Genomic DNA, 26070 nt, shown 5'->3' with positions numbered 1-26070 from the left:
AATTGTTAAAAATGTTAAACTAGTGTAATGATAGCATAACAAATAAACAAGACGAAAAAATTTAATGGAAATGACCGCACTTTATTGATGGCAGCGATCGTAAAGCAGTTGTAACTGTTGGATGGTTTTTGTGATAAATGAAACGGGATCAATTTGATAAAGTTCAGCTTTTTCAATGCTTTTCCCTATGCACCAAAAATCCTCATCTGAGCGTAAGAGAAGATCTTTTTCAGAAATGCGCTTCACTTGGCGAAAATCATCATATTCGCTTTCATCTTCTCGCCAAATATCAAAATCAGCAAATTGTTTGAAATCAAATTGATCAAGCCACTGATTATATTGTTGCACATTAATTTGTGAGCGATCAGCACGATAGCAATGCCAATCTAAACATACTCTTAGTCGGCGACGATTTAATAGCACAGAAAAGATTACTGCAGAATTTTGATTAAACTCGTATTTAAAATAAGCGAAGAAATGTGCTCGAACCTGCCAGCCATTGGTCCAACTTTCGATATGCGGTTTTGCAAAAGGCATGCCAAGTTGCTTCGCCACTTCTTGAATAATCGCTTTCCAGTTATCCCAATGTAATTTGTAATCACCTTTAATCGCCGGAATATCTTCCGGACAGAATTTTTTCATTTGGGCAAATTGATAGAAAGGAATATTGAACAATTCACAAGATTCAGCCGTAAGTGAGAGCATAGCATTTCCTTAAAAATCACTGTAATTTTTGACCGCACTTTGCGTGAAGAACTGTTTGTCTTCCCAACGTAACAGGGTCATTCGATTATTCCACACACAACCAGTATCTAGGGCATAGATACCTAGCGGAGTAAGCTCATCAACTAAACTTGCCCAATGTCCAAAGACAATGGGAATTTGTTTATAAAGTGGATTATCTAAATTAAACCAAGGTGTGAGCTCGGCTGGCGCATCTTTTAAAGGATATTTGCAGGCAAAATCAAAGCGATGATCCAAATAGCAAAAACGCATACGAGTGAAAGCATTAATAATGTAACGATGGCGCGCTAAGCCCTGCAAATCTGGCGACCAACGATCGGGCTGTTCAGAATACATATTTTCAATGAGATAATGAAAATCGCCGTACTGTAAAATCTGTTCAACTTCAGCCGCACAAGATTTCGCTGTTTCCAAATCCCAATCAGGCGAAATACCAGCATGTGCCATCAGGAAGTTTAATTCTTTATTATGCACAAGTAATGGCTGATGGCGTAACCAATGAATCAGTTCATCAAAATCCGGTGCATTAAAAATGGCATCAACACGATCACGCGGTTTTACTTTTTTAATACCCAGTGCGGTCGCAATTAAATGTAAATCATGATTGCCCAGCACTGTCTGTGCTGCATTGCCAATGGATTTTACAAAACGAAGACATTCAAGTGATTTATCCCCACGCGCGACAAGATCCCCAACAAGATAAAGTTTATCTTGCGTAGGATTGAAATCTACACGTTCTAATAAAAGCTGTAATTCATCATAACAGCCTTGCAAATCACCGACGAAATAGGTTGCCATTTTTGACCGCTCTTTTTACTCTTCTGAATATAAGATTTCATCTTTATTGATATCGGCTGGTGGATTATCCGCCAACCAGTTCGCTAAATGTGCATAATCTGCGATAGCCAAATTTTCTGCGCGTACATTTAAATCAATACCAAGTGCGGTCAGATTTTCAGGTGAAAATAATGTTGAGAGTGCATTACGCAGCGTTTTACGGCGTTGATTGAACGCTTGGGAGCAAACACGGTTCAACCAATATAAATCTTTTACAGGGTGCGGCAATTCCTTATGCGGAATTAAACGCACAACAGCTGAATCCACTTTCGGGGCAGGTTTAAATGCAGAAGGTGGCACTTCAAGTACAGGCATCACTTGGCAGAAATATTGCGCCATAACAGTTAAGCGACCGTAAGCTTTACTATTTGGCCCTGCGCATAAGCGTTTTACCACTTCTTTTTGTAGCATAAAGTGCATATCTTGAATCACATCATGATACTTAAATAAGTGGAACATTAATGGCGTAGAAATGTTGTATGGCAAGTTACCAAACACACGTAATTTCTGACCTTTTTCTGCCAAATTTTCTTTTGTATAAAGCTCACCAAAATCAAATTGCATCGCATCCGTTTCAATAACGGTGAGTTTTTGATGTAAAAATGGATGGTGACGTAAACGTTCTGCAAGGTCTCGGTCAAGCTCTACCACTGTTAGATGATCGACAAGTTCACCAACTGGCTCTGTTAATGCGCCAAGTCCCGGACCAATTTCCACTAAGAATTGATTAGGTTGTGGGTAAATCGCCGCCACGATACCTTGAATCACAGAAGCATCATGTAAAAAGTTTTGTCCGAAGCGTTTACGGGCGGTATGACCTAAGTGTTTTTTTGAATTCATAAAAATAATCTAATAAATGATAAAGTTTGTGGCAGGCATTTTTAAATATCTAGCCATTCTGGTTTTATTTCTCTCGGGGAGATCTCATTAACATTATCGTAGTAATGAATAATATGGCATACATTCTTAGAATTGGGATGCCAGTGCGTAAAATTTTCTTTGTCTTGCGAGTAAAAACAAATCATAGGTTTATTTAACCCCGAAGCGATATGAACCGTTGATGTATCAACCGAAATAAGTAGAGCACAGTTTCTAATCAATTCAATTGTATGATAGATCGTTGTGTGAGGATTTGGATAAACAAATATATCATTAAATTGAGTAGCGATTCTACTTAAATGCTCATAAGTATCAGGCGTTGAAAGTAATACTAATTGATGTTTATGAGAGTCTCTAATATATGTTAAATAATCTACAATGTGAGTCTCATCAAACTTTCTATTTTTGCCATTTCCATAGAAGTTAATGGCAATAAAGTTATTTAACTTGTTGTCCGTAATAAACTGAAGAATTTCTTTTTTAATTAAGTCATCTTGCGGAACGTCATAGCGATCATCACTTAGACTAATATTTGACAGAGCTAAAGCTCCTTTGTAAATTTCTGAAAAATGGCCGTCTTTAGTAATATTTATATTAAAAATATTATAATCTGCTTTTCTATAGCCGATATAATTACGGGCATTGAGTATTCTCAATAACAACAAGTCTCGGTTTCTAAGTACAAGAGTTGGATCTATGACAACATCATATCTTTCTTTTCTAATGAACAGTGCCGTCTTGATGTAGTCGAGAATGTTTCTTTTCTTTACAAGATAAATCTCATCAATGTTATGGTTTCTTTGAAACAGATAAGCGTTCTGTTTCGTGCAGATGACACCAATTTTTATCAAAGGGTTAAATTTCTTTATTTCCCGAAAAACAAAAGAACTCACGATATAGTCGCCAATTTTCCCATCTTGTCGCAAAAATAATAAACTCTTAGGATGTTCTAAACTTTGGGGATTATTTACTCTCGATGATTTATCGAGTATCCATTTCCCTATTTTTAACCTTAGGGCTTTTAACTTATTCATATCTCTCTTCTACTTGATTTATTTCAGAATCAATACTCAACCCTCTGAATACACAAGGTGGTTCGATTCCATAGGCATTCATTTTGTTTTTTTGAATAAGTCCTGTTAAGTAGTCTGAAGGCATTCGTACAGGATAAGCATAGTTAAGCAATTTTGAAGCCCCAAAATGTGTAATTAAATATGCGGCAGTACAGGTAATAAACCGCTTAGAATTTTTCGAAGGAGACTTATAATGTACAAGTCGATAGCCTTCATAAAGTTTTTTCTTACAAAGATGTGATTTGGCTTTTCCATGATCTAAAAAGATCAAATCATACTTTTTTCCAACTTTATTTAACGCATCCTGAACAATTTCCTCAAAATAATGTGAAACTATAGCATCGTCTTCAAGAATAATGGCACTTTCAATATTGTTTTCTACAATATGCTCATAAACCTTAATGTGGCTTATGGCGCAACCAATTTCGCCAAGTGTTAATGGTTTCGGTGATAAATAGTGTTTTGGATAGAAATCATAATCAACAGATTCTAAAACTGAAGTTGGCAGTGTTTTTCCATCAGTTGCATCAAAAAAAATAAAGTCTAATCCTAATCCTGAAAGACGTTTAGCAATGTTTTCTCTTCTTGTTGAGTTTTTTAAGCTAATTACAATTATTTTAGGTATAGCCATAAATAACCCTTGGGTTGAAGTTATTGTTTTACATACAGATTAACGAACATCATAGTAAAGTTTACTTTAGCTTTTTAGATAGGGTGCAATCTTGGGAAAGGTGATACCGTATAAGGCTACATCTTGGCCTCGTATGCTAAATTAAATTCTTTATCTAATCGACTGTTAGTGGAACATTATAATCGAATTATTAAAAAAATAATGTGCATTTCAATAAAATACCATTTTAATCTTTCGTCTAACATTAAAAACGGCTATAATCCGCCCGTTTTTCATTTATAACCGCAAAAAGTGCGGTCAAAAAAATCATAATTTTAGAGGATAAAATGGCAAAAGAAGATTGCATTGAAATGCAAGGCACAATTTTGGAAACCTTACCAAATACCATGTTCCGCGTTGAGTTAGAAAATGGTCATGTAGTGACTGCCCATATTTCTGGCAAAATGCGTAAAAACTATATTCGTATCTTAACGGGCGATAAAGTAACCGTAGAAATGACACCTTATGACTTGAGCAAGGGGCGTATCATTTTCCGTAGCCGTTAATATGGAAATGAAAAAGAAAAGCCGATATGTTGATATCGGCTTTTTTTGTTTGAAAAGCATACAAATTATTTGAAGTCTAGAAAAAAATCTGTATAATCAGCGCCCTTAGCCACGTTCATTTTTTCGTTCCTTGCCTTTGCAGATTGGTGGCTAATCTACGTCAAAGGCTGATTAACCCGTAAGGAGCAGTAATGCGTCACTACGAAATCGTGTTTATGGTTCATCCGGACCAAAGCGAGCAAGTACCAGGTATGATCGAACGTTACACAGGTTCTGTTAAAGAAGCTGGTGGTCAAGTTCATCGCCTAGAAGATTGGGGTCGTCGTCAATTAGCGTACCCAATTAACAAATTACACAAAGCACACTATGTGCTTATGAATGTAGAAGCGCCTCAACAAGTCATCGACGAGCTAGAAACGACTTTCCGTTATAACGATGCTGTATTACGCAGTCTTGTTATCCATACTAAGCACGCCGTAACCGAAGCGTCCCCAATGAAAGCGGCTAAAGAAGAACGTAAACCTTTAGCTGAAGTTGAAAACAACGATTTTGAGGATGCTGAAGAGTAATTCAAAACTTGATAATCGCTTCTCGTTAATCGGCACTGTGTGTCAATTACCCAAGCGAAGCAAAAGCCCTAACGGGATTGCGCATTGCCAATTTTGGCTAGAACATCGTTCCGAACAAGTCGAAAGTGGTTTATCACGCCAAGCGTGGTTAAAGATGCCAGTTCAAGTCAGTGGCAATCAGTTAATAGAAAAAACTCAAAGCATTACGGTCGGCAGTAAACTTCTTGTGGTAGGGTTTATTACTTCACATAAAACCTCAAATGGTTTAACGCAGTTAGTATTACATGCCGAGCAAATCGAATTTATAGATTAGGAGACAGCCAAATGGCACGTTATTTCCGTCGTCGTAAGTTCTGCCGTTTCACAGCGGAAAATGTTGTTGAAATCGATTACAAAGATATCGCTACATTAAAGAACTACATTTCTGAAAGCGGCAAAATTGTACCAAGCCGCATTACCGGTACTCGTGCGAAGTACCAACGCCAATTAGCACGCGCAATCAAACGCGCTCGTTATTTAGCGTTATTACCTTACTCTGATTCTCATCACAATTAAGAAGGAGTTAGGAAATGCAAGTAATTCTTTTAGATAAAATCGTTCACCTAGGTAACGTAGGTGATCAAGTTAATGTTAAATCTGGTTTCGCTCGTAACTTCTTAATCCCACAAGGTAAAGCAGTTATGGCAACTAAAGCTAACATTGAACACTTTGAAGCACGTCGTGCAGAGTTAGAAGCAGCGGCAGCAGCAAATCTTGCAGCAGCTCAAGCTCGCGCAGCACAAGTGACTGCATTAGGTTCTGTAACTATCGCATCTAAAGCAGGTGATGAAGGTCGTTTATTCGGCGCAATCACTACTCGTGATGTAGCAGAAGCAGTAACTGCAGCAGGCGTTGAAATTGCGAAAAGTGAAGTTCGTTTACCAAACGGTCCAATCCGTACTCTTGGTGACCACGATGTTCGTTTCCAACTTCACGGCGAAGTATTTGCAACATTAGATGTTATCGTTGTTGCAGAATAATTATCAAAGTTTTTGATAAAAGAAAACCCGACGTTATGTCGGGTTTTTTTGTTTTTCTGGATTAAGAAAATATTTTAGTGATTCTTTGAGAATAAAAAAGTGCGGTCATTTTTTGACCGCACTTTTACCTATCAATTTAGTATTTTTAAATTACAAACCTAATACGGCAAATAACACCCAAACAGTGTAAATGGTTGCGAGGCCGTAGAAGATAAATCCGCCTGTGGGCACGTGAATTTTAAGATCGTGCATCGCATGATGGATACGATGTAAACCACACCACATTGGGAAAATGGTTAAAACTAAGATAACTAATTTTCCGATCCATGAATAAGCGAATGTAATTAAGTTATGTGGATCAATTAATCCGAATGGTAACAATAAACCAAGGATTAAGATTACCACAGGGAAGAAAATCGCACTGACAGTCCCGCCAGCACCAAACATCAACCATACTGGTGGTTCACCAGAGCGTTTTGGATTTTGTTCGACCATTTTTTCTCTCCCTACATATAAACTAAAATTAATGCGATAACACTAATCACAGCTGTAACTGCCCAAAGTGCATTTCTTAACACGTGATGTGGTAAACGCTCATTTTTAACAATGATGTTCATCACTTTTGGGGTCATCACGAAATAAGTTGCAGTGTGATATAAGGTCGCAATTAATGTGATGATATTTAAGAACACCACAATTGGATTTCTTAAGAAGCCAATGAAATCAACAATACCTAAGCCAGGTTCAGGATTGCTTGCAAGGCAAAGTACACCATAAAGCAATACAATGCAGAACCATACAGCAAAGATAGAGGTTGCTTCGCGCACCATATATGCTTTGTAGAAATCCAATTTTTTCCACCAAGTAGCCGTCATTGGGCGAACATATTTTTTGCGTTTACTTACTGTTACTGACATATTCTTCCCCTTAGCCTTTTGGTTTTAGCATTGAGATAACATAATCTTTGGCACTTTCCACTTTGCCTTGGTTGATTGCTGAAGCTGGATCCACGTGTTTTGGACACACTTCAGAACAATAACCAACGAAAGTACAGCTCCAAACACCGTTTTTACCATTTAATAATGGCATACGTTGTGCCTTACCATGATCACGGTTATCAAGGTTGTAACGGTGTGCCATTGTAATCGCTGCAGGGCCTAAGAATTCAGGGTTTAAACCAAATTGTGGACAAGCCGCATAGCATAAACCACAGTTGATACACATTGAGAATTGACGATATTTTTCAAGTTGTGCCGGCGTTTGTTTAGTACGGCTTACTTGCAATTCTTTTGATGGATGTGGTTTACCATCTAATGCTGGTGCTTCGTTACCAATAATATAAGGTTTAATTGCCTCTAAACTTTCTATAAAGTGGCTTAAATCAACCACTAAGTCGCGTTCAATAGGGAAGTTTGCTAATGGTTCAATACGCATATGGCCGCTGTAATCACGTAAGAATGTCTTACAAGCCAATTTAGGTTTGTTATTCACCATCATCCCACAAGAACCGCAGATCGCCATACGGCAAGACCAGCGATAAGAAAGAGACGGTTCAAGTTTATCTTTAATGTAACCTAACGCATCTAAAAGAGAAGTTTGGTTATCATAAGGTACTTGATAAGAGCTTAAATGTGGCTCTTGATCATTTTCTGGGTTGTAGCGTAATACTTCTACAGTCATTACTGGTGAATTAGCCATTTGCTTGCTCCTTAGCTTTCGCAGCCGCTTCTGCCGCTTCTGCTTCAGCACCATAAACACGTTTTGCTGGTTGAGATTTAGTGATTTTCACCGGGCTGTATTCAATACGCGGTGCATCATCGCCATTGTAGTAAGCAAGGGTGTGTTTTAAATAATTCACATCATCACGTTCAGTATAGTCTAAGCGTTGGTGTGCACCACGAGACTCTTTACGTTCAATTGCAGAGTTGGCAATAGATTGTGCCACATCAAGGATGTAACCTAATTCTACAGTGTAAAGCACATCGGTATTGAATACGCTTGAACGGTCTGCAACACGAATACGTTTATAACGTTCTTTAAGCTCAGCAATTTTATCTACTGCTTTTTGCATGCTTTCTTGGTCACGGTAGATACCACAACCTTCTTCCATTACGGTACCCATTTCATCACGAATTTCAGACCAAGATTCATTACCTTCTTGGTCATAAAGCGCTTTAAGGCGAGCGACAACATCTTGCGCTTGTGCATCAACTGCAGCACGATTTGTAGATTGAGCTTCTGCTGCACGTTGTGCGGCATATTCACCTGCAACACGGCCTAAAACCACTAATTCCGCAAGCGAGTTAGAACCTAAACGGTTTGCACCATGTAAACCAGAAGATGCACATTCACCCACAGCAAATAAACCTTTAATGCGAGTTTCGCTGTTGTAATCCACTTCAATACCACCCATGGTGTAGTGAACAACCGGGCGAACTGGGATTGGTTCATTAACTGGGTTTACACCTTCATAAGCACTGGCTAATTCACAAATGAATGGAAGACGCTCATGTAAATATTTTTCACCTAAGTGACGTAAGTCAAGGTGAACCACATCAACACCTTTTGCCGTTTTTAAGGTGTTACCTTTTTTCCATTCTTGCCAGAACGCCTGTGAAACTTTATCACGTGGACCAAGTTCCATATATTTGTTTTCAGGCTTACCGATTGGGGTTTCAGGACCTAGACCATAATCTTGTAAATAACGATAGCCGTTTTTATTCACTAAGATACCGCCTTCACCACGACAACCTTCAGTCATTAAGATACCGGTGTTCGGTAAGCCGGTTGGATGGTATTGGACGAATTCCATATCACGAAGTGGAACACCGTGACGATATGCCATTGATAAGCCATCACCTGTTACGATACCGCCGTTGGTGTTAAATTTAAATGCACGACAGCCACCGCCTGTTGCAATCACAACCGCATTTGCGTTGATTTGAACAAGTGTACCTTCCATCATATTCATCGCAACCATACCACGAGCGTGACCATCATCAACTAAGATGTCTAAAACGAAGTGCTCGTCAAAGCGTTGAATTTGTGGATATTGAATGGATGTTTGGAAAAGAGTATGTAATAAGTGGAAACCGGTTTTATCTGCTGCGAACCAAGTACGTTCGATTTTCATCCCACCGAAACGACGCACGTTTACATCACCATCGGCTTTACGGCTCCAAGGGCAGCCCCAACGTTCAAGTTGAGTCATTTCCACTGGAGAATGTTCAACGAAATATTCCACCACATCTTGTTCACATAACCAGTCACCACCGGCAACGGTATCGTGGAAGTGTTTATCGTAGGAATCTTCCTCTTTAATTACTGCGGCCGCACCACCTTCTGCTGCAACCGTATGGCTACGCATAGGATAAACCTTAGAAACTAATGCGATCTTTAAGTTAGGGTTTGCTTCTGCTGCTGCAATTGCGGCACGTAAACCGCCACCACCAGCGCCAACAATAGCAATATCGACATTAACCGTTTGCACGATATCCTCCAATCAATAGAAAGTAAAAAAATAAAATGCCCTAAATAAATAGGGGATATGTTGTCATTCTGCCACTTTTGTTCACAAATTAGTAACCTTTTTTCCCGAATAAACGGATAAAATATCAAAAGTGTGATCTAACTCAAAAAAGTTACTTTTTTATATATTTTTAGATGATAACCGTTTTCGTTTAAGAATGATTTAGTCGGATTATTGAGTTAAAAATTACTCTTGTTTACAATAGTCTAATTCATTTTAAAGGTGAAAACGGAGAAAAAAATGACCGCACTTAGCGATAAAAAAATAGAATGGCAACCTTCCGCATCAATTAAAAACTTATTGGCGAGAGCCAAAATTATTGCTGATATTCGCCAGTTCTTTACTGAACGTGGATTACTAGAAGTAGAAACTCCAGTTTTAAGTGAATTTGGCGTGACGGATCTTCATCTTTCCACCTTTAATACAGAATTTGTTGCCCCTTTTGATGAACTGTCGAAAATGCTCTGGCTTTCCACAAGTCCGGAATATCACATGAAGCGTTTACTGGCGGCAGGCAGTGGACCGATCTTTCAAATTGGTAAAGTATTCCGTAATGAAGAAGCGGGCAATCGCCATAATCCGGAATTTACTATGCTCGAATGGTATCGACCGCACTTTGATATGTACCGTCTGATGAATGAAGTCGATGATTTACTACAACAGATTCTCGATTGTAAACCCGCAGAAACTTTAAGTTATCAATTTGTCTTCCAAGAATATGTAGGATTAGATCCATTATCAGCGACTCGTCAAGAATTGGTGGAAGTTGCACGTAAATACAACTTTATGGCAGATGAAGATGAGGATCGTGATACTTTATTACAATTTCTATTCAGTGAAGTGGTAGAACCTAAAATTGGTCAAGAGACGCCAGTCGCCGTTTATCATTTCCCTTCTTCCCAAGCGGCACTTGCGCAGCTTAGTCCTGAAGATAGCCGAGTAGCAGAACGCTTTGAGTTCTATTATAAAGGATTAGAGCTAGCCAACGGTTTTCATGAGCTTACAGATGCTCGTGAACAACAACATCGTTTTGAGCAAGATAATCGCCTACGTGCAAGAGCTGGTTTGCCACAACGTGAAATTGATCATCGTTTTCTTGCTGCATTACAAGCGGGCATTCCGAATACGTCAGGCGTTGCTTTAGGTGTTGATCGTTTAATTATGATTGCATTAGGCGCTAAAAGCATTAAAGAGGTGATTTCATTTTCGGTGGAATGCGCTTAGTTTGCTCAAAAAATATCCTTTTTTGTTCAAAAAATGTGATCTTGATCGGATTTTAGAACATTGGTCGGGATCCTCCATTGACACTATAGGTTTATTTTGTAATATTTGCGACGTCTATTTCGGAGATTGAACTTTTATGAAAAATTGCTTCAATCAAAAATCATCGGTAACAACCAAAAGGAATAACAATTATGAAAAAGACACTAGCAGCATTAATCGTTTCTGCATTTGCCGCTTCAGCAGCAAACGCAGCAGTAGTTTACGACAACGAAGGTACTAAAGTTGAGTTAAACGGTTCTCTTCGTTTAATCATGGAAAAAGCGGATAGCAAAAAATACGATGCCGCTGGTAAGTCAACTAAAACAGCTAACTCAGCTTTACGTAATGCAGGTTCACGTTTCGGCATCACTGTAAAACATAATTTAGATAACGATTTCTATGCATTAGGTCGTTTAGAATTCCGTTTTGATGATACTGATTCTCGTGATGAGTTTGGTAGACTTTACGCTAAACGTGCTTATGTAGGTTTAGGTAGTAAAGCAACTGGTGATATCACATTTGGTCGTCAGTTAACTATTGCAGATGATTTAAGCCAAGCGGTTGACTATGAATATGGTTTCATTCCAAAAGGTAAATATATTCCTACTGCGGGTACTGGTGTAGTTCGTTATGACTATAAAGGTATTGAAGGTTTGCAATTAAGTGCAAACTATAACTTTGGTCAAAGAAATAATGAAAAAGGCAAACTGCTAAAACCAGGTATTAAAAATGCTTATGCTGTAGGTGCATTATATACAGTGGGTGATTTAGATGCACGTTTCGCTTATGGCCACACTAGCTTTGAAACTGATGCGTCATATAAACACCGTTTAGATGGTTTTTTAGCATCATTAGGTTATAAATTTGGCGACTTCACATTAACTGGTGACTTTGGTTATGCTCATGAAAAAGAAAATGATGCAAAAACCAATAAATTCTACGTATCTCCAGGCTTTGCATATCAAGTAACTCCAGCATCTCAAGTATATGGTAACTACCTATATGAACGCGTAAAAGGTGAAACTACCAAAGATAAAACTCACGGTTTCTTACTTGGTGCAGACTACAAACTTCATAAACAAGTCGTAGTGTTCTTAGAAGGTAAATACGTAACAACTAAAAATTATGCTGAAAATGCAAATGGTGGTTATGCTTACGATGGTAAAACTAAAGACAGAGCTATCGGTGTAGGTATGCGTGTATACTTCTAATCTTTGATTAGAAAGAAATCTTAAAAGGCGAATCGAAAGGTTCGCCTTTTTGTTTATCTTTTTAAATCTCCCCAACCCCTCTTTACAAAAGAGGGGCTTTTTTATGAGTTACTTTTAATATTTTATGGGAGTATTTGAGAGGACTAAGAGCATAGAACATAGAGCATTTATTTGCCAATAAAATACCCCCTCTTTTGTAAAGAGGGGGCTAGGGGGAGATTTAATTAAAGGAGATTTACTACTGCAACTTATCCAAAATCAATTCTCCCATCATTTCAATATGGGCTTTTTCTGCATTTAATGCAGGGATGTAGTGATAAGAAACGCCGCCATGTGTCAAGAATTTCTCTTTATTTTCAACCTCTATTTCTTCTAAGGTTTCTAAGCAATCCACCGAAAAGCCCGGGCAGATCACAGCTATTTTCTGAATGCCTTGAGAAGCCGCTTCTTCTAAAAAGTGATCGGTATAAGGTTGTAACCATTCTTCACGCCCAAAGCGTGATTGGAATGTCATATTCCATTGGTTTTCTATTAAGCCAAGTTTATCCACAATTGCAATCGTGGTTTGTTTACAGTGCTGGCGATAATAATCGCCCATATTCTCATAACGCAATGGAATGCCATGATAAGAAAAAAGCAAAAACTCATCCGGTTTTAACCGCACTTTAATCGAATCCACTAAGGCATTAATGTAGTTTTCATTAAGATGATAGGAATGAATAAACTCAAAAGGCACAATATTACGTTCTTGTGCAATGGCACGATTGAACGCATCAATCAATGCACCGGTTGTTGTGCTGGAATATTGCGGGTAAAGTGGCAACACAATTATGCGTTCCACGTCATTTTTAAGTAAATTTTTGACCGCACTTTGCATCGATGGATTGCCGTAAGTCATAGCAATTTCGACCTGTGCATTGATGCCTTTTTCATTTAAATAAGCTTGTAAACCGGCTTGTTGTTGCTTTGTAATCGCAAGCAGGGGAGAACCTTGTTCTGTCCAAATAGATTGATAATTTTGTGCAATGCGTTTAGAACGCATAGGTAAAATAATGGCTTTTAAAAGGGGATACCATTTCCAACGAGGTAAATCGACCACACGGGGATCCATTAAAAAATCGGCCAGATAACGGGAGATCGCAGCGGGTTGCGGGGCATCAGGCGTACCAAGGTTTGCTAAAATGATGCCAATTTTTTGAGTTATAGTCATAAATATTTGATAGAAAGCGTTAATCGAGAAACGCAGCAGAGTTTATCTTGTTCATCACGAATGTCAATTTGCCAGACATGGATATTTTTACTTAAACTGATAGGCATTGCCTTAGCGATCACAACGCCTTGTTTTACTGGGCGAAGGTGATTGGCGTTGATATCTAATCCTAAGGCAGCTTGACCTTCTTCTATACAGAGAAATCCCGCTAATGAACCAATAGTTTCAGCCAAAGCAACAGACACACCACCATGTAATAAGCCAAAAGGCTGAGTAGTGCGATGATCAACGGGCATTTTTGCTTCAATCCAGTTTTCTCCATAAGCCGAAATCTCAATCCCCAGATGGTCAACGGCACAATGTTTTCCCATTTCATTGAGCTGCTTAAGTGTGAATGCTTTTTTCCAGATTGCCATATCGGTTTTTCCTTTGGTAAGCATCTTAGTTTTTAAGATGATTTATGCTTGTTTTTTTGCTAGAGGCAAGTTGGCATTATAACGAAAATCTACTTTTTATGTTGATATTTATGCTGAAAATGAGCGATCTTTCTTTTCATATAGACAATCCCAATTAAATCAATTTATAGCTTTCTTCTTTAGTTTTAGGCAAAATAGGAGAAAATTCTAGTAAGTAAAAAAGGATCATTACAATGACTAAACATTATGATTATATTGCGATCGGTGGCGGTTCAGGTGGGATTGCTTCAATTAACCGTGCGGCAAGCTATGGCAAAAAATGTGCAATTATTGAAGCAAAACATCTCGGTGGTACTTGCGTAAACGTAGGTTGTGTACCGAAAAAAGTGATGTTCTATGGCGCACAAGTTGCAGAAGCCATTAATAACTATGCACCTGCTTATGGTTTTGATGTAGAAGTGAAAAAGTTTGATTACGCGAAATTAGTCGAGAGCCGTCAAGCTTACATCGGTCGTATTCATACGTCTTACAATAATGTATTAGCGAAAAATAACGTGGATGTTCTAAATGGTTTTGCGCGTTTTAAAGATGCGAAAACGATTGAAGTGAGCTATGCAGATGGTTCAACAGAATTAGTGACCGCCGATCATATCTTAATTGCGACGGGTGGCCGCCCAAGTATTCCTGCAGTAAAAGGTGCAGAATACGGAATTGATTCAAATGGTGTATTTGCTTTAAATGAATTGCCAAAACGTGTCGCAGTAGTAGGCGCAGGTTATATTGCAGTTGAATTAGCGGGTGTTTTAAATAGCTTAGGCAGCGAAACGCATTTATTTGTGCGCCAACATGCTCCATTGCGTAATCAAGATCCATTGATTGTGGAAACTTTACTTGAAGTGTTAGCACAAGATGGTATCCAATTACATACCAAAGCATTACCAGAGGAAGTGGTTAAAAATGCGGATGGTTCGCTTACCTTGAAATTACAAGATGGCCGAGAAACTACAGTGGATACGTTAATTTGGGCGATTGGTCGTGAACCTGCAACGGATGTGATTAATCTTGAAGTCACCGGTGTGAAAACCAATTCACGCGGACAAATTATTGTCGATAAATATCAAAATACAAACGTACCTGGCATTTATGCGGTAGGTGATATTATCGAAGGTGGTATTGAATTAACACCAGTTGCCGTGGCGGCCGGTCGTCGTTTGTCTGAGCGTTTATTCAATAACAAACCAAATGAGCATTTAGATTACAATCTTGTGCCAACCGTTGTATTCAGCCATCCGCCAATCGGTACAGTCGGTTTAACTGAACCGCAAGCGATTGAGCAATATGGCGAAGAAAATGTGAAAGTGTATAAATCCTCTTTCACCGCAATGTACACCGCTGTCACTGAACATCGTCAACCTTGCCGAATGAAATTAGTATGTGTCGGCAAAGAAGAGAAAATCGTGGGCTTACACGGCATTGGTTTCGGTGTAGATGAAATGATTCAAGGTTTTGCTGTGGCAATCAAAATGGGGGCAACTAAAGCAGACTTTGATAATACAGTCGCGATTCACCCAACAGGTTCTGAAGAATTTGTCACAATGCGTTAATTGCAGATAAAGAAAGTGCGGTTAAAAATCTCTGATGTTTTTGACCGCACTTTTTATTGTGATTTGTTATTAGGCTGCAACGCGATTGCCTAATGTACCATCATCTTCCATTTCTTTAGCCACACCGACGACCTCAGCAATTTTGTCTCCTTCTTTGAAGAATACGAAACCACCATGTTCCATTTTAACCCAAGGTTCATCTTTGGTGAGAGGGAACGTCGTAATGATGGTGACTTTGTCGCCATCTTTTGCGTAATCATTAAAATCAATGACGCCATCATCATCAATGCGGTGTGCTTTACCAAAAGGGGCTTTACGTGTTAAGTAATGCAAATTGGTTGAGCAGTGGGCAATCATCCATTCTCCATTCGAAAGAATAAAGTTGAAGGTGCCTTTTTGTGAAAGCTCTTTGGTAATGTCTTGAATAGCTTCAAAAATTTCCATTTCAGATGGTTTACGACGGAAACGATTTTTCAAATATTCCGCCATATAACAAAAGGCCGCTTCTGAATCAGTTGAGCCAATCGGCTGACAGAAACTCTCAGACATATCCGGTAATTCTTTTAAATTACCGTTGTGAGCAAACACCCAGTTTTGTCCCCAAATTTCACGAATAAAGGGGTGGGTGTTTTCAATGGTGACACCACCTTGTGTTGCTTTACGAATGTGAGCAATCACATTGAGCGATTTAATTTTGTATTGTTTTACACAATCCGCAATAGGGGATTGTGAGGCAGCGTGGTTATCGCGAAAAATACGCACACCACGACCTTCAAAAAAAGCGATACCGAAGCCATCTGAATGGCAGTCGGTAAGACCGGCACGACGACGGAAACCTTCAAAAGAAAAGACAATATCCGTCGGTGTATTACAGTTCATTCCGAGTAATTGGCACATAAATTCCTACAACTTATTTTTATATTTTTATAACCTTATAATGTGTGCTGATTTAACACCATAATGCGTTGAAATTCAAGATGGATAACAAAGGATTTTTAGAAGAAAATGTTACATAAAATAACCTGAAAATCTTTCTGATCTGAAGGCTATGGATGAGCACTTTATTAAGTTAATAAAAAAGGCGTGTTTATCACGCCTTTTGTTATATTTTTTAAGATTATGCTTTAATTTCGGAGCGGCTTTTTAAGAAAAAGAGTGCGACTGTTGAGATCAACATCACAAAGCCAACGCCAACATATAAACTCTGTTTGTCCCAGCCCATATCTAATAATTGACCCGCAATCGTTGGAGCAAGAATTGCACCAATACGACCGATACCAATCGACCAGCCCACACCGGTGCTACGAATATCGGCATCATAAGTAAGTGGGTTTAAGGTATAAAGACCGCTGATACAGCCATTCATGAGTGCACCAACTAAAATACCGAATACCATCGCAATCCATAAAACGGACGAGGATAAGATAAAGGTAATGATTGCTGCAGAAGATAAGACGGTGAATAAAATTAACACGCCTCGTGCTGTCCAACGGCTAGCCAGTAAGCCATAGATTAAGGCGCCACAAGTGCCCCCTAATGAGATCATCATTCCGACGCTCACACTTTGCTCTGTCGTCATGCCTGCTTCTTTTAATAAGGCTGGTGTCCATGAGCTGATAAAATAGAAGCTGAACATGATTGCAAAGAAAGCCGTCCAAATTAACAGGGTAGAATGTAAGTATTTTTCGCTAAATAATTGGCTAATAGGCAATTTAGTTTTAACTTTTTCTGCTTTTTCAGGAAGTTTCCAATCACCGGCTAAACCAATTTTTTTTGCAATTAAATTTAACCGCACTTCAGCATTTTTAGGTTGTTTGGAGGTGAGGAAGTCAATAGATTCCGGTAACCAAATAAATAAAACCACTAAAAGTAAACTGGTCAAGATAGCGCCCGCTAAAAACACGGAACGCCAGCCATATTCACCTTGCAACATCACGGCGAATATACCACCTAATACTGCACCGATACCAAAACCAGCAGCATAGACACTGATCGCAAAGCTACGCCATTTGCGAGAGGAATATTCGCTGGTGATCACGTTTGTGCCCACTAAAATACCGCCGACACCAAGACCAGTGATAACGCGCCAGAAACCGAGCCATTGATATTGTGAAATAAACGCAGAGCCTAACATACCGATAGCAGAGAGTGATACTGCCATTAATAACAATGGGCGGCGACCGATTTTATCGGCGAGTGGAGCGAGGAAAAGTGAGCCGGCTGTCATCCCAAACAAGCCGGCACTTAATAAATAACCTAACTCAATCCCCGTGAGTCCAAATTCGCCACGAATGGCTGTTGCGGTGAAGGCGAGGGCTAATACATCGAAGCCGTCAAGTAAATTCATGATGGCAGCCATGACCACAATCATCCATTGATAAGCCCCCATTGGGCTTTGTTCTATTTTGGCTCTAAGAGAAAGCGTTTCAGTCATTTTATTTCCTTAAGTTAAGCAAACTGACGAGAGTCTGCGAGTGATTGAAGTTTACGTAAGATCATGCTCAGTACCACACCATAAGCAGGTACAAACAAGACAATACCGACAAATAATTTAAATAAGTAATCGACGAATCCAAGGCTAAACCAATGTTCTGCCATGAAAGGATCGCTACTTTGATAGAACGCTACGGCAAAAAACATAAAGGTATCTGCTAGGGAACCAAATGTCATTGAACTACTCGGTGCAATCCACCACGTTTTTAACTGGCGTAAACGGTTGAATACTAACACATCTAATAATTGTCCGAAAACATAAGCACAGAAACTGGCGAACGCAATACGAAAAACAAACATATTGAATTCACTCAATGCACCTAATCCTTGATATTGTCCATTAGAAAAAACAACCGAAACAATGTAACTGACAATAAGCGCTGGAATCATCACAATAAAAATGATCCAACGGGCTTCTTTCGCCCCGAATACGCGTACCGTTAAATCAGTGGCTAAGAAAATGAATGGGAAGGTGAGTGTGCCCCATGTACTATGGAATGAAAAATCATCAGCAAAGCCAAGTGCGGTAAATTTTAAATTGATTTCAAATGGAATTTGAACGAAATAGTTACTGGCTGTGATGATGAAGATATGAAATAAGCTTAATAAAATTAAAGCAAAACGTTTTTGTTGATCATTAAAGATTGGGGTATTAATTTTCATTTTAAGACCTTTTTAGTTGGTTAATCGGGGGTAGGGAACCCGACAATAGAAATAAACTCGCCAAATTAGCGAGCCGTGAATGATACTAGAATCTGTTGAGATTGCAAGAAAGTGCGGTCAAAAATTTTGGTATTTTTACCTATTCTAGTTAATGCACTTATTATAATGATAAGAATTATTATTTACATGAAAATAATATTGTACTAAAATCCTCGGGCATTATTTATTCCACATATGCCAGGAGAGCATTTCAATGTATAAATCCAATCATTTAAAAACAACATCATTCTTCGCATTAAGTGCGTTAACAATCGCTCTTTTTTCAAACTATTCTTATGCAGAAGAGAAACTTGAGGAAATTAAAGTTACTGCGGAAGATCAGGTAAAGCAATCACTTGGTTCTTCTCTTATTACGGCAAAAGATTTTGAAAAACGCCCAGCAACGAATGATGTATCTGAAGTATTACGTACCATGCCTGGTGTGAATTTGACGGGTAACTCATCTACAGGACAACGCGGAAATAAACGTCAAATTGATATTCGTGGTATGGGACCAGAAAATACATTGATTTTAGTGGATGGTAAACCCGTCACCTCTCGTAATGCAGAACGTTATGGTGTGCGTGGTGAACGTAACTCTCGTGGTGACAGTAGCTGGGTGCCAGTTGAAGCCATTGAAAAAATTGAAGTATTACGTGGTCCTTCGGCTGCACGCTATGGCTCAGGTGCAATGGGTGGGGTAGTTAATATTATCACTAAACCAGTTACCAATGATTTACACGGTAGCTTAAGTTATTACACCAATCAACCAGAAGACAGCAAAGAAGGCGCAACGAACCGTGTCGGTTTTAATCTAAGCGGAGCGTTAATTAAAGACGTATTGCAATTCCGTTTATATGGTAACTGGAACAAAACACAAGCAGATGAAGTCGGCATTAATGGTAATCCTGCAATTGCTGGTCGTGAAGGTGTACGTAATAAAGATATTAATGGCCGTTTAGTGTGGAATATCAATGAGAAAAATAAATTAACCTTGGATTCTGGTTTCAGTCGTCAAGGCAATATTTATAACGGTGATACGCAAAATAGTAATCAGTATGGCTTGGTTAATCAAAAAACGAAAAAACCAGTAGCCACAACCGCACTTGCTGATTCAAATGCGGAAACAGCTCGTCTTTATCGTCAAAACTATGCGTTAACTTATGAAGGTAAGTTTGATCATTTTGATAATAAAACTTATATCGCGTTTGATAAAACTAAAAATAGTCGATTACCTGAAGGGCTAGCAGGCGGTCCGGAAGGAAGTTATTTAAGTACAACGGGTTTCTCGGATTCAGTGTTAAAAAATACCCGTTTTAGCTCAGAATTCTATATTCCATTTACACTAGGTGTCGATCATATGGTTACACTTGGTTTTGAAGGTGTACATAGTTCTTTAGATGATGCACATTCAATGACGCAAGAATTGGGTGACCGTGTCAAATCAGAAAGTTTTAATGGCATTAGTAAAAACCGTAATAGTTATACGAGCCAAAGTGAGTGGGCAGTATTCTTAGAGGATAATATTGCAGCAACTCAAAGTTTAATTTTAACGCCATCAGTTCGTTACGACTACAACACAAAATCTGGTTCGAATGTCAGTGGCGGATTAAACTTCTTATATAGCTTAACAGATAGTTGGAAATTAAAAGGTGGTATTGCAAGAGCTTATAAAGCCCCTAACCTTTATCAAAGTAATCCTAATTACTTACTTTACACGCGCGGAAATGGTTGTCCTGTAGATGGTGCTGCAAAAGGGGCCTGTTATTTCCAAGGAAATGAGAATTTAAAACCTGAGGTAAGCTGGAATAAAGAAATTGGGGTTGAATACGCTAAAGGTGGCTATTTAGCATCGATTGCTTATTTCCGTAATGATTATCGTAACAAAATTATTTCAGATGGTGTTTACATTGGAACGACTACGGCAGGTAATTCAGTTTATCAATGGAGTAACGCAAATCGTGCACTTGTTGAAGGTCTAGAAGGAAACTTCACTTTACCACTAATTGAAGATAAATTATCTTGGGTGAATAACTTCACTTATATGCACAAAACCAAAAATAAAGACACAGGCAATCCGCTTTCTATTGTGCCGAAATATACATTAAACTCTAGCTTGAGCTATCAGATTACTGACGGTTTTGATGCAATGCTGACTTATACGCAATATGGCAAACAAACCGGCCGTAAAGTAAAAGAGTTAAGAATGGAAAATGCAGCAGCGTTAGCTAATTCAACTGAAATCGGTAGTTATGCCGTTTGGGGATTAAGTGCAGGTTATAACTGGAAAGATACGATTAGTGTACGTATTGGTGTGAGCAACTTATTTGATAAACGTGTTTATCGCGAAAATAATGGAGCAAGCACTTACAATGAGCCAGGTCGAGCATATTATGCAACAGTAAAATATTCATTTTAATTGAGCATTTAGAACTGATAGAAAAAGTGCGGTCGATTTTGACCGCACTTTTTTATTGATTGAATTTGGAAAATAGTGAATTTTAGATAATAAAAAACCCTGCATAGGGCAGGGTTCTTCACACAGATTCAAATTATTTTGTACCTGGGATTTTGAAACGGCTGTTAAAGCGTTCAACACGACCACCAGTATCAACAACACGTTGTTTACCAGTGTAGAATGGGTGGCAGCTACCGCACACATCAAGGTTGATGTCTTTGCCTAAAGTTGAACGAGTTTTGACCACGTTACCGCAAGAACAAGTTGCAGTAATCTCTTTATATTCAGGATGAATACCTTGTTTCATAGAAAACCTCAAATTGAAGCCACGCCGCTATAAATGCTTTCCACTTACACCGCGTGAGTTAATAATCACCGACAATCCGGCACCAAATAGACTGCGAATTATACTGAAAAAATCAAATTGATCAAGTGGTGTGCTTTAGTGATAAAATCATCACAAAATTTTTGCTTATTTTGACCGTACTTTAGGAAAGTTATGTTAGCTCAATCCTCTGTTGATGCCCCTTTTGCCCATTCTGTTTTACAATGGTATGACAAGTTTGGGCGTAAAAATTTGCCTTGGCAGCAAAATAAAACCCTTTATGGTGTTTGGCTTTCTGAAGTGATGTTACAACAAACTCAAGTTGCTACGGTGATCCCTTATTTTGACCGCTTTATAAAGACCTTTCCTAATGTGACCGCACTTGCCAATGCTTCGCAAGATGAAGTATTACATTTGTGGACGGGGCTAGGTTATTATGCCCGTGCGAGAAATTTACATCAAGCCGCTCAAACCATTAGAGATGAATATCAAGGCGAATTTCCTACGCAATTTGAGCAAGTTTGGGCATTAACAGGCGTAGGGCGATCGACGGCAGGGGCAATTTTATCTTCTGTGCAAAATCAACCTTATCCGATTTTAGACGGCAATGTAAAACGTGTACTTTCTCGTTATTTTGCTGTTGAAGGTTGGCCTGGCGAGAAGAAAGTTGAAAATCAATTATGGCAGTTAAGCGAACAGGTTACTCCAACAACGAGAGTCGCTGAATTTAATCAAGCGATGATGGATATCGGTTCGGCTATTTGTACTCGAACGAAACCAAAATGTGATCTTTGTCCTCTAAGTAATGATTGTTTAGCCAATAAACTTGAAAAGTGGATGGCATTTCCAGGAAAGAAACCCAAAAAATCGTTGCCGGAAAAACAAAGCTATTTTTTGATTTTATCTCATCAAGGAAAAGTTTGGCTGGAACAGCGCGAAAGCAAAGGCTTATGGGGTGGATTATATTGTTTTCCTCAGTTTGATGATAAACAAACATTGCTGAATTATCTGAAAGAACGAGGGATTACTGAGTATCAAGAATGGGTGACTTTCCGTCATACCTTTAGCCATTTTCACTTAGACATTCATCCTATTTATGTTGAGGTTGATCTAAAATCTGAAGATGGCGATCGTTCAGATTGGAAAAAATTGTCAGAAAAAGGAAAAGAATCTCGATCTGGTCTATTAAGTGCGGTCAAATATTGGTATGATCCAACGTCACCTGAACAGATCGGGTTAGCTCAGCCTGTGAAAAATTTATTAACGCAATTTGTAAGGAATTATTATGGCTAGAACCGTTTTTTGCGAATATTTGAAAAAAGATGCAGAAGGGTTGGATTTTCAACTGTATCCCGGTGAATTAGGTAAACGTATTTTTAATTCAATTAGTAAACAAGCATGGGGTGAATGGATCAAAAAACAAACCATGTTAGTGAACGAGAAAAAACTCAATATGATGAATGCCGAACATCGTAAATTATTAGAAGAAGAAATGGTGAATTTCTTATTTGAAGGCAAAGATGTGCATATTGAAGGTTACGTTCCCCCATCTAAATGACAAAAGATTATGAAAAGGTATTTATTATTGGCGCTACTTCCGCTTTTATATGCGTGTAGCGACTCGCCAACCCATCGACGCGGTGTTAATTATGACGAAGTGTTTGCAAAAGACACTCAAGGTTTAGATATTTTAACAGGTCAATTCTCTCACAATATCGATCGTATTTGGGGGGTAAATGAGCTTTTAGTGGCGAGCCGCAAAGACTATGTGAAATATACGGACTCTTTTTATACGCGTAGTCACGTAAGCTTTGATGAAGGTACGATTATTGTTGAAACTCAACAAGATCTTAATCGCTTACATAATGCGATTGTCCATACTTTATTGATGGGCTCGGATGCGAAAGGCATCGACTTATTCGCTTCTGGTGATGTACCGATCAGTACGCGTCCTTTCTTATTAGGTCAGGTTGTGGATAACAATGGTCAGCAAATTGCTAACCAAGTGATTGCAAGTAACTTTGCGACTTATTTAATTCAAAATAAATTACAAACTCGCCGCCTGCAAAATGGTAACACCGTGCAATTTGTGGTGATCTCAATGATTGCAAACCACGTTGAGGTGCGTGCACAAAAATATATTCCATTAGTTCGTAAAGCCGCAGAACGCTATGGTATTGATGAAAGCTTGATTTTAGGTATTATGCAAACAGAATCTAGCTTCAACCCGTATGCGATCAGTTATGCGAATGCAATCGGCTTAATGCAAGTGGTACCAAGCACAGCAGGTCGCGATGTATTTGCGATGAAAGGTAAGGGGGGACAACCATCTGCGCGTTACCTTTATGATCCTGCAAATAACATTGATGCGGGGGTTTCTTACTTATGGATTCTGCAAAATCAATATTTAGATGGTATTACGAATCCTACCTCTAAACGTTTTGCAATGATTTCTGCTTACAACAGTGGTGCAGGTGCAGTATTACGTGTATTCGATGAGGATAAAGATGAGGCGATCTATAAGATCAACCAAATGTATCCTGAACAAGTGTATCGTATTTTAACGACCGCACACCCATCTTCACAAGCAAGAAACTACTTGTTGAAAGTTGATGCGGCGCAGAAGAAATTCCGTGTAAGACGATAATTTCAGCTATTAAAAATAATGCCCGAAAGAAATTTCGGGCATTATTTTTTGAAAAAGTGCGGTTATTTTTGATTGAGTTTTACAAAATACGTTCTTTTTATAGTCGTTTTGGTTATTAACCACTCAAACACACCAACTTTTTCACTTTTTTTTAATTTAGTTGTTGACCGATACCCGAAAAAATAGTTTAATACGCTCCGTTGTCAGGCAGTAGCCAATAACGATAACGCCTCGATAGCTCAGTCGGTAGAGCAGGGGATTGAAAATCCCCGTGTCGGTGGTTCGATTCCGCCTCGAGGCACCATTTCCTCCTTAGTTCAGTCGGTAGAACGGTGGACTGTTAATCCATATGTCGCAGGTTCGAGTCCCGCAGGAGGAGCCAAATTCTAAAAAGCCGCTAAAGAAATTTAGCGGCTTTTTGCTTTTCATAATTCAGCCATTATTCTGTTATTTTTCTTCTCTTTCAAATGTGCTTAAATTTTTCACCACACTTTTTTGATCTAGATAAATATTTATGTAAAAAAGTCACATAAAATTGTTAGCAAGATCACACTTTATTATTTTGCACTTTGCAATCAATCCCTAATCTCATCATAATGCAGCCACTAATTTAATGAATGAATAGTCATTAAATGAACGATTTTATAATTTTAACTTTAGAGGGTGATATATGAGCACTACAATTAACAAAAAATGGAATAAATTTGATACCGCTTGGGTATTAAATTTATTTGGTACTGCGGTGGGCGCAGGGGTATTATTTTTACCAATTAATGCAGGGATGGGCGGTTTCTGGCCATTAGTGGTAATGGCTATCTTAGTCGGACCAATGACATATTTTGCTCATCGTGGTTTGGCTTATTTCGTTTTGTCTTCTTCTAAACCGGGCAGTGATATTACCGAAGTGGTAGAAGAACATTTCGGCCCGACTGCAGGGAAATTAATTACTTTATTATATTTCTTTGCGATCTTCCCAATTTTATTGATTTATGGAAACGGGATCACCAATACGGTTGATTCTTTTATCGTCAACCAATTAGGTATGGCTTCACCAAACCGTGTGATTCTTTCTTTTGTATTGATTGCGATCTTGATTTCGATAATGTTATTCAGTGAAAAAGTAATGTTAAAAATCACTGAATTACTGGTGTATCCATTGGTATTGATTCTCTTTGCATTATCAATCTATCTCATTCCTCAATGGAATGCATCAATGCTTTATGAGCTTCCTACAGCGAGTGGTTTTGTAACTACATTGTGGTTAACTATCCCAGTATTGGTCTTCTCTTTTAACCATTCTCCGGCAATTTCTTCTTTCACACTTTCTCAACAACGTGAATATAAAGATTTTGATAAAACGGAATATCACATTGGTCATACAGAAAAAGGTACTTCAACCGTATTACTTTTCTTTGTGATGTTCTTTGTGTTTAGCTGCGTATTAACGTTAACACCGGCAGAGTTATTAGAGGCAAAGGCACAAAATATCAGTATCTTGTCTTATCTTGCGAACAAATTTGATAATCCATACATCTCTTATTTTGGTCCGTTAGTAGCGTTCTTGGCAATTACCAGTTCATTCTTTGGCCATTATTTAGGGGCTCGTGAAGGTCTAGAAGGTTTATACCTCAAAATGAAAGGTGAAAGTGTAAATCGTAAAAAATTAAATTACAGTACCGCAGTATTCTTCTTACTCACTTTATGGGGAGTAGCAATCATTAACCCAAGTATTTTAGGCTTAATTGAATCACTTGGCGGCCCAATTATTGCGATGATCCTTTTCATTATGCCAATGTATGCTATCCGCAATGTTCCAGCGATGAAACGCTATCAAGGTCGTTTTAGTAATGTATTTGTAACAGTAATGGGATTAATTGCTATCTCTGCGGTCGTATATGGATTATTATAAGCGACT

The 26070-nt window shown here is 38.6% G+C and carries 28 protein-coding genes and 2 tRNA genes; 15 read left to right on the top strand and 15 right to left on the bottom strand.

The annotated features are described in order from the left end of the window. Positions 1-81: 81 nt before the first annotated feature. The 5 genes from DPV97_RS02065 to DPV97_RS02045 are packed head-to-tail and all read right to left on the bottom strand — an operon-like array spanning position 82 to position 4164. Positions 82-705 (bottom strand): glucose-6-phosphate 1-dehydrogenase family protein, encoded by a 624-nt coding sequence (locus DPV97_RS02065; RefSeq protein WP_070715058.1) that lies wholly within the window; start codon positions 703-705, stop codon positions 82-84. A 9-nt stretch (positions 706-714) separates the two neighbouring features. Then, complete coding sequence (apaH, locus tag DPV97_RS02060) at positions 715-1542, bottom strand: bis(5'-nucleosyl)-tetraphosphatase (symmetrical) ApaH (protein WP_070715060.1); 828 nt, start codon at positions 1540-1542, stop codon at positions 715-717. 15 nt (positions 1543-1557) lie between these two features. Then, a complete protein-coding gene (rsmA, locus tag DPV97_RS02055; protein WP_070715061.1) occupies positions 1558-2421 on the bottom strand; it encodes a 16S rRNA (adenine(1518)-N(6)/adenine(1519)-N(6))-dimethyltransferase RsmA in 864 nt (287 codons plus the stop codon). A 41-nt stretch (positions 2422-2462) separates the two neighbouring features. Further along, on the bottom strand, positions 2463-3494 hold the full coding sequence (locus DPV97_RS02050) for a glycosyltransferase family 9 protein (RefSeq protein ID WP_049374776.1): 1032 nt from the start codon (positions 3492-3494) through the stop codon (positions 2463-2465). Next, positions 3487-4164: a glycosyltransferase family 25 protein gene (locus DPV97_RS02045; RefSeq protein ID WP_070715062.1), complete on the bottom strand. Its 678-nt coding sequence runs from the start codon at positions 4162-4164 to the stop codon at positions 3487-3489. The genes DPV97_RS02050 and DPV97_RS02045 overlap by 8 nt, the downstream gene beginning before the upstream one ends. A 326-nt stretch (positions 4165-4490) precedes the next feature. Here DPV97_RS02045 and infA point away from each other — a divergent pair, with 326 nt between their 5' ends. From infA to rplI, 5 genes are all read left to right on the top strand, one after another. Beyond that, positions 4491-4709 carry a translation initiation factor IF-1 gene (gene infA / locus DPV97_RS02040; protein ID WP_005627617.1) on the top strand — a complete coding sequence of 73 codons (219 nt, stop codon included), beginning with the start codon at positions 4491-4493 and terminating at the stop codon, positions 4707-4709. A gap of 191 nt (positions 4710-4900) precedes the next feature. Beyond that, the gene (gene rpsF, locus DPV97_RS02035) at positions 4901-5278 is read left to right on the top strand and encodes a 30S ribosomal protein S6 (protein ID WP_005627620.1); all 378 of its coding nucleotides are present in this window, start codon (positions 4901-4903) and stop codon (positions 5276-5278) included. Next, positions 5265-5591 carry a primosomal replication protein N gene (priB, locus tag DPV97_RS02030; protein ID WP_005627623.1) on the top strand — a complete coding sequence of 109 codons (327 nt, stop codon included), beginning with the start codon at positions 5265-5267 and terminating at the stop codon, positions 5589-5591. Before rpsF ends, priB begins: the two co-directional genes overlap by 14 nt. A gap of 11 nt (positions 5592-5602) precedes the next feature. After that, complete coding sequence (gene rpsR, locus DPV97_RS02025; RefSeq protein ID WP_005696867.1) at positions 5603-5833, top strand: 30S ribosomal protein S18; 231 nt, start codon at positions 5603-5605, stop codon at positions 5831-5833. 14 nt (positions 5834-5847) lie between these two features. Beyond that, positions 5848-6297: a 50S ribosomal protein L9 gene (gene rplI / locus DPV97_RS02020; RefSeq protein ID WP_070715066.1), complete on the top strand. Its 450-nt coding sequence runs from the start codon at positions 5848-5850 to the stop codon at positions 6295-6297. Positions 6298-6447: 150 nt separating this feature from the next. On the opposite strand, the gene frdD is transcribed toward rplI, so the two are convergent. The 4 genes from frdD to frdA are packed head-to-tail and all read right to left on the bottom strand — an operon-like array spanning position 6448 to position 9787. Further along, the gene (gene frdD / locus DPV97_RS02015; RefSeq protein ID WP_070715067.1) at positions 6448-6792 is read right to left on the bottom strand and encodes a fumarate reductase subunit FrdD; all 345 of its coding nucleotides are present in this window, start codon (positions 6790-6792) and stop codon (positions 6448-6450) included. An 11-nt stretch (positions 6793-6803) separates the two neighbouring features. Then, on the bottom strand, positions 6804-7214 hold the full coding sequence (gene frdC / locus DPV97_RS02010) for a fumarate reductase subunit FrdC (RefSeq protein ID WP_070715069.1): 411 nt from the start codon (positions 7212-7214) through the stop codon (positions 6804-6806). A gap of 10 nt (positions 7215-7224) precedes the next feature. Continuing rightward, positions 7225-7995, bottom strand: coding sequence for a succinate dehydrogenase/fumarate reductase iron-sulfur subunit (locus DPV97_RS02005; protein ID WP_005696861.1), 771 nt, complete (start codon positions 7993-7995; stop codon positions 7225-7227). Continuing rightward, entirely contained in the window at positions 7988-9787 is a 1800-nt protein-coding gene (gene frdA, locus DPV97_RS02000; protein WP_032822607.1) for a fumarate reductase (quinol) flavoprotein subunit, read from the bottom strand. Before frdA ends, DPV97_RS02005 begins: the two co-directional genes overlap by 8 nt. Positions 9788-10066: 279 nt before the next feature. On the opposite strand from frdA, the gene epmA reads away from it, so the two are divergent. Together epmA and DPV97_RS01990 are read left to right on the top strand one after the other, a co-directional pair. After that, positions 10067-11050, top strand: a complete 984-nt coding sequence (gene epmA, locus DPV97_RS01995; RefSeq protein WP_049375423.1) for an elongation factor P--(R)-beta-lysine ligase — start codon at positions 10067-10069, stop codon at positions 11048-11050. Positions 11051-11241: 191 nt separating this feature from the next. Then, positions 11242-12300 (top strand): porin, encoded by a 1059-nt coding sequence (locus DPV97_RS01990; RefSeq protein WP_049367034.1) that lies wholly within the window; start codon positions 11242-11244, stop codon positions 12298-12300. 238 nt (positions 12301-12538) lie between these two features. Here the strand turns inward: DPV97_RS01990 and hemH are convergent, their stop codons facing one another. Beyond that, positions 12539-13510, bottom strand: a complete 972-nt coding sequence (gene hemH, locus DPV97_RS01985) for a ferrochelatase (protein ID WP_049375424.1) — start codon at positions 13508-13510, stop codon at positions 12539-12541. Then, complete coding sequence (locus DPV97_RS01980) at positions 13507-13926, bottom strand: hotdog fold thioesterase (protein ID WP_049375425.1); 420 nt, start codon at positions 13924-13926, stop codon at positions 13507-13509. Before DPV97_RS01980 ends, hemH begins: the two co-directional genes overlap by 4 nt. Before the next feature lie 233 nt (positions 13927-14159). On the opposite strand from DPV97_RS01980, the gene gorA reads away from it, so the two are divergent. Beyond that, a complete protein-coding gene (gene gorA, locus DPV97_RS01975) occupies positions 14160-15530 on the top strand; it encodes a glutathione-disulfide reductase (RefSeq protein WP_070715071.1) in 1371 nt (456 codons plus the stop codon). Between the two features lie 69 nt (positions 15531-15599). On the opposite strand, the gene DPV97_RS01970 is transcribed toward gorA, so the two are convergent. The 3 genes from DPV97_RS01970 to DPV97_RS01960 all read right to left on the bottom strand — a co-directional run bounded on the left by DPV97_RS01970 (position 15600) and on the right by DPV97_RS01960 (position 18686). Then, entirely contained in the window at positions 15600-16427 is an 828-nt protein-coding gene (locus DPV97_RS01970; RefSeq protein ID WP_070715072.1) for a class II glutamine amidotransferase, read from the bottom strand. 220 nt (positions 16428-16647) lie between these two features. Further along, positions 16648-17964: an MFS transporter gene (locus DPV97_RS01965; protein ID WP_070715074.1), complete on the bottom strand. Its 1317-nt coding sequence runs from the start codon at positions 17962-17964 to the stop codon at positions 16648-16650. A gap of 14 nt (positions 17965-17978) precedes the next feature. Continuing rightward, positions 17979-18686 carry a 7-cyano-7-deazaguanine/7-aminomethyl-7-deazaguanine transporter gene (locus DPV97_RS01960; protein ID WP_070715076.1) on the bottom strand — a complete coding sequence of 236 codons (708 nt, stop codon included), beginning with the start codon at positions 18684-18686 and terminating at the stop codon, positions 17979-17981. Positions 18687-18939: 253 nt separating this feature from the next. Between DPV97_RS01960 and DPV97_RS01955 the strand changes: the two genes are divergently transcribed. Further along, the gene (locus tag DPV97_RS01955) at positions 18940-21144 is read left to right on the top strand and encodes a FepA family TonB-dependent siderophore receptor (protein ID WP_070715078.1); all 2205 of its coding nucleotides are present in this window, start codon (positions 18940-18942) and stop codon (positions 21142-21144) included. 133 nt (positions 21145-21277) lie between these two features. Here the strand turns inward: DPV97_RS01955 and rpmE are convergent, their stop codons facing one another. Next, complete coding sequence (rpmE, locus tag DPV97_RS01950) at positions 21278-21490, bottom strand: 50S ribosomal protein L31 (protein ID WP_070715081.1); 213 nt, start codon at positions 21488-21490, stop codon at positions 21278-21280. A 192-nt stretch (positions 21491-21682) separates the two neighbouring features. Between rpmE and mutY the strand changes: the two genes are divergently transcribed. The 6 genes from mutY to DPV97_RS01920 all read left to right on the top strand — a co-directional run bounded on the left by mutY (position 21683) and on the right by DPV97_RS01920 (position 26064). Continuing rightward, a complete protein-coding gene (mutY, locus tag DPV97_RS01945; protein WP_070715083.1) occupies positions 21683-22801 on the top strand; it encodes an A/G-specific adenine glycosylase in 1119 nt (372 codons plus the stop codon). Beyond that, positions 22794-23066, top strand: coding sequence for an oxidative damage protection protein (locus DPV97_RS01940; RefSeq protein WP_005696845.1), 273 nt, complete (start codon positions 22794-22796; stop codon positions 23064-23066). The genes mutY and DPV97_RS01940 overlap by 8 nt, the downstream gene beginning before the upstream one ends. 9 nt (positions 23067-23075) lie before the next feature. After that, the gene (gene mltC / locus DPV97_RS01935) at positions 23076-24155 is read left to right on the top strand and encodes a membrane-bound lytic murein transglycosylase MltC (protein ID WP_049363303.1); all 1080 of its coding nucleotides are present in this window, start codon (positions 23076-23078) and stop codon (positions 24153-24155) included. A 228-nt stretch (positions 24156-24383) separates the two neighbouring features. After that, positions 24384-24459 (top strand) — tRNA-Phe (locus DPV97_RS01930). Between the two features lie 2 nt (positions 24460-24461). After that, positions 24462-24537 (top strand) — tRNA-Asn (locus DPV97_RS01925). A gap of 288 nt (positions 24538-24825) precedes the next feature. After that, the gene (locus tag DPV97_RS01920; protein ID WP_070715086.1) at positions 24826-26064 is read left to right on the top strand and encodes an HAAAP family serine/threonine permease; all 1239 of its coding nucleotides are present in this window, start codon (positions 24826-24828) and stop codon (positions 26062-26064) included. Positions 26065-26070 lie beyond the last annotated feature (6 nt).

It is taken from the genome of Haemophilus parainfluenzae (assembly GCF_003253005.1).
Lineage (GTDB): Bacteria > Pseudomonadota > Gammaproteobacteria > Enterobacterales > Pasteurellaceae > Haemophilus_D > Haemophilus_D parainfluenzae_M.
This window is presented reverse-complemented; position numbering and strand designations above follow the sequence as displayed.

Bases quoted from the DNA above. Each gene is read 5' to 3' on its own strand.
- DPV97_RS02065 (WP_070715058.1), bottom strand. From the start codon at position 705: ATGCTCTCACTTACGGCTGAATCTTGTGAATTGTTCAATATTCCTTTC.
- apaH (WP_070715060.1), bottom strand. From the start codon at position 1,542: ATGGCAACCTATTTCGTCGGTGATTTGCAAGGCTGTTATGATGAATTA.
- rsmA (WP_070715061.1), bottom strand. From the start codon at position 2,421: ATGAATTCAAAAAAACACTTAGGTCATACCGCCCGTAAACGCTTCGGA.
- DPV97_RS02050 (WP_049374776.1), bottom strand. From the start codon at position 3,494: ATGAATAAGTTAAAAGCCCTAAGGTTAAAAATAGGGAAATGGATACTC.
- DPV97_RS02045 (WP_070715062.1), bottom strand. From the start codon at position 4,164: ATGGCTATACCTAAAATAATTGTAATTAGCTTAAAAAACTCAACAAGA.
- infA (WP_005627617.1), top strand. From the start codon at position 4,491: ATGGCAAAAGAAGATTGCATTGAAATGCAAGGCACAATTTTGGAAACC.
- rpsF (WP_005627620.1), top strand. From the start codon at position 4,901: ATGCGTCACTACGAAATCGTGTTTATGGTTCATCCGGACCAAAGCGAG.
- priB (WP_005627623.1), top strand. From the start codon at position 5,265: ATGCTGAAGAGTAATTCAAAACTTGATAATCGCTTCTCGTTAATCGGC.
- rpsR (WP_005696867.1), top strand. From the start codon at position 5,603: ATGGCACGTTATTTCCGTCGTCGTAAGTTCTGCCGTTTCACAGCGGAA.
- rplI (WP_070715066.1), top strand. From the start codon at position 5,848: ATGCAAGTAATTCTTTTAGATAAAATCGTTCACCTAGGTAACGTAGGT.
- frdD (WP_070715067.1), bottom strand. From the start codon at position 6,792: ATGGTCGAACAAAATCCAAAACGCTCTGGTGAACCACCAGTATGGTTG.
- frdC (WP_070715069.1), bottom strand. From the start codon at position 7,214: ATGTCAGTAACAGTAAGTAAACGCAAAAAATATGTTCGCCCAATGACG.
- DPV97_RS02005 (WP_005696861.1), bottom strand. From the start codon at position 7,995: ATGGCTAATTCACCAGTAATGACTGTAGAAGTATTACGCTACAACCCA.
- epmA (WP_049375423.1), top strand. From the start codon at position 10,067: ATGACCGCACTTAGCGATAAAAAAATAGAATGGCAACCTTCCGCATCA.
- DPV97_RS01990 (WP_049367034.1), top strand. From the start codon at position 11,242: ATGAAAAAGACACTAGCAGCATTAATCGTTTCTGCATTTGCCGCTTCA.
- hemH (WP_049375424.1), bottom strand. From the start codon at position 13,510: ATGACTATAACTCAAAAAATTGGCATCATTTTAGCAAACCTTGGTACG.
- DPV97_RS01980 (WP_049375425.1), bottom strand. From the start codon at position 13,926: ATGGCAATCTGGAAAAAAGCATTCACACTTAAGCAGCTCAATGAAATG.
- gorA (WP_070715071.1), top strand. From the start codon at position 14,160: ATGACTAAACATTATGATTATATTGCGATCGGTGGCGGTTCAGGTGGG.
- DPV97_RS01970 (WP_070715072.1), bottom strand. From the start codon at position 16,427: ATGTGCCAATTACTCGGAATGAACTGTAATACACCGACGGATATTGTC.
- DPV97_RS01965 (WP_070715074.1), bottom strand. From the start codon at position 17,964: ATGACTGAAACGCTTTCTCTTAGAGCCAAAATAGAACAAAGCCCAATG.
- DPV97_RS01960 (WP_070715076.1), bottom strand. From the start codon at position 18,686: ATGAAAATTAATACCCCAATCTTTAATGATCAACAAAAACGTTTTGCT.
- DPV97_RS01955 (WP_070715078.1), top strand. From the start codon at position 18,940: ATGTATAAATCCAATCATTTAAAAACAACATCATTCTTCGCATTAAGT.
- rpmE (WP_070715081.1), bottom strand. From the start codon at position 21,490: ATGAAACAAGGTATTCATCCTGAATATAAAGAGATTACTGCAACTTGT.
- mutY (WP_070715083.1), top strand. From the start codon at position 21,683: ATGTTAGCTCAATCCTCTGTTGATGCCCCTTTTGCCCATTCTGTTTTA.
- DPV97_RS01940 (WP_005696845.1), top strand. From the start codon at position 22,794: ATGGCTAGAACCGTTTTTTGCGAATATTTGAAAAAAGATGCAGAAGGG.
- mltC (WP_049363303.1), top strand. From the start codon at position 23,076: ATGAAAAGGTATTTATTATTGGCGCTACTTCCGCTTTTATATGCGTGT.
- DPV97_RS01920 (WP_070715086.1), top strand. From the start codon at position 24,826: ATGAGCACTACAATTAACAAAAAATGGAATAAATTTGATACCGCTTGG.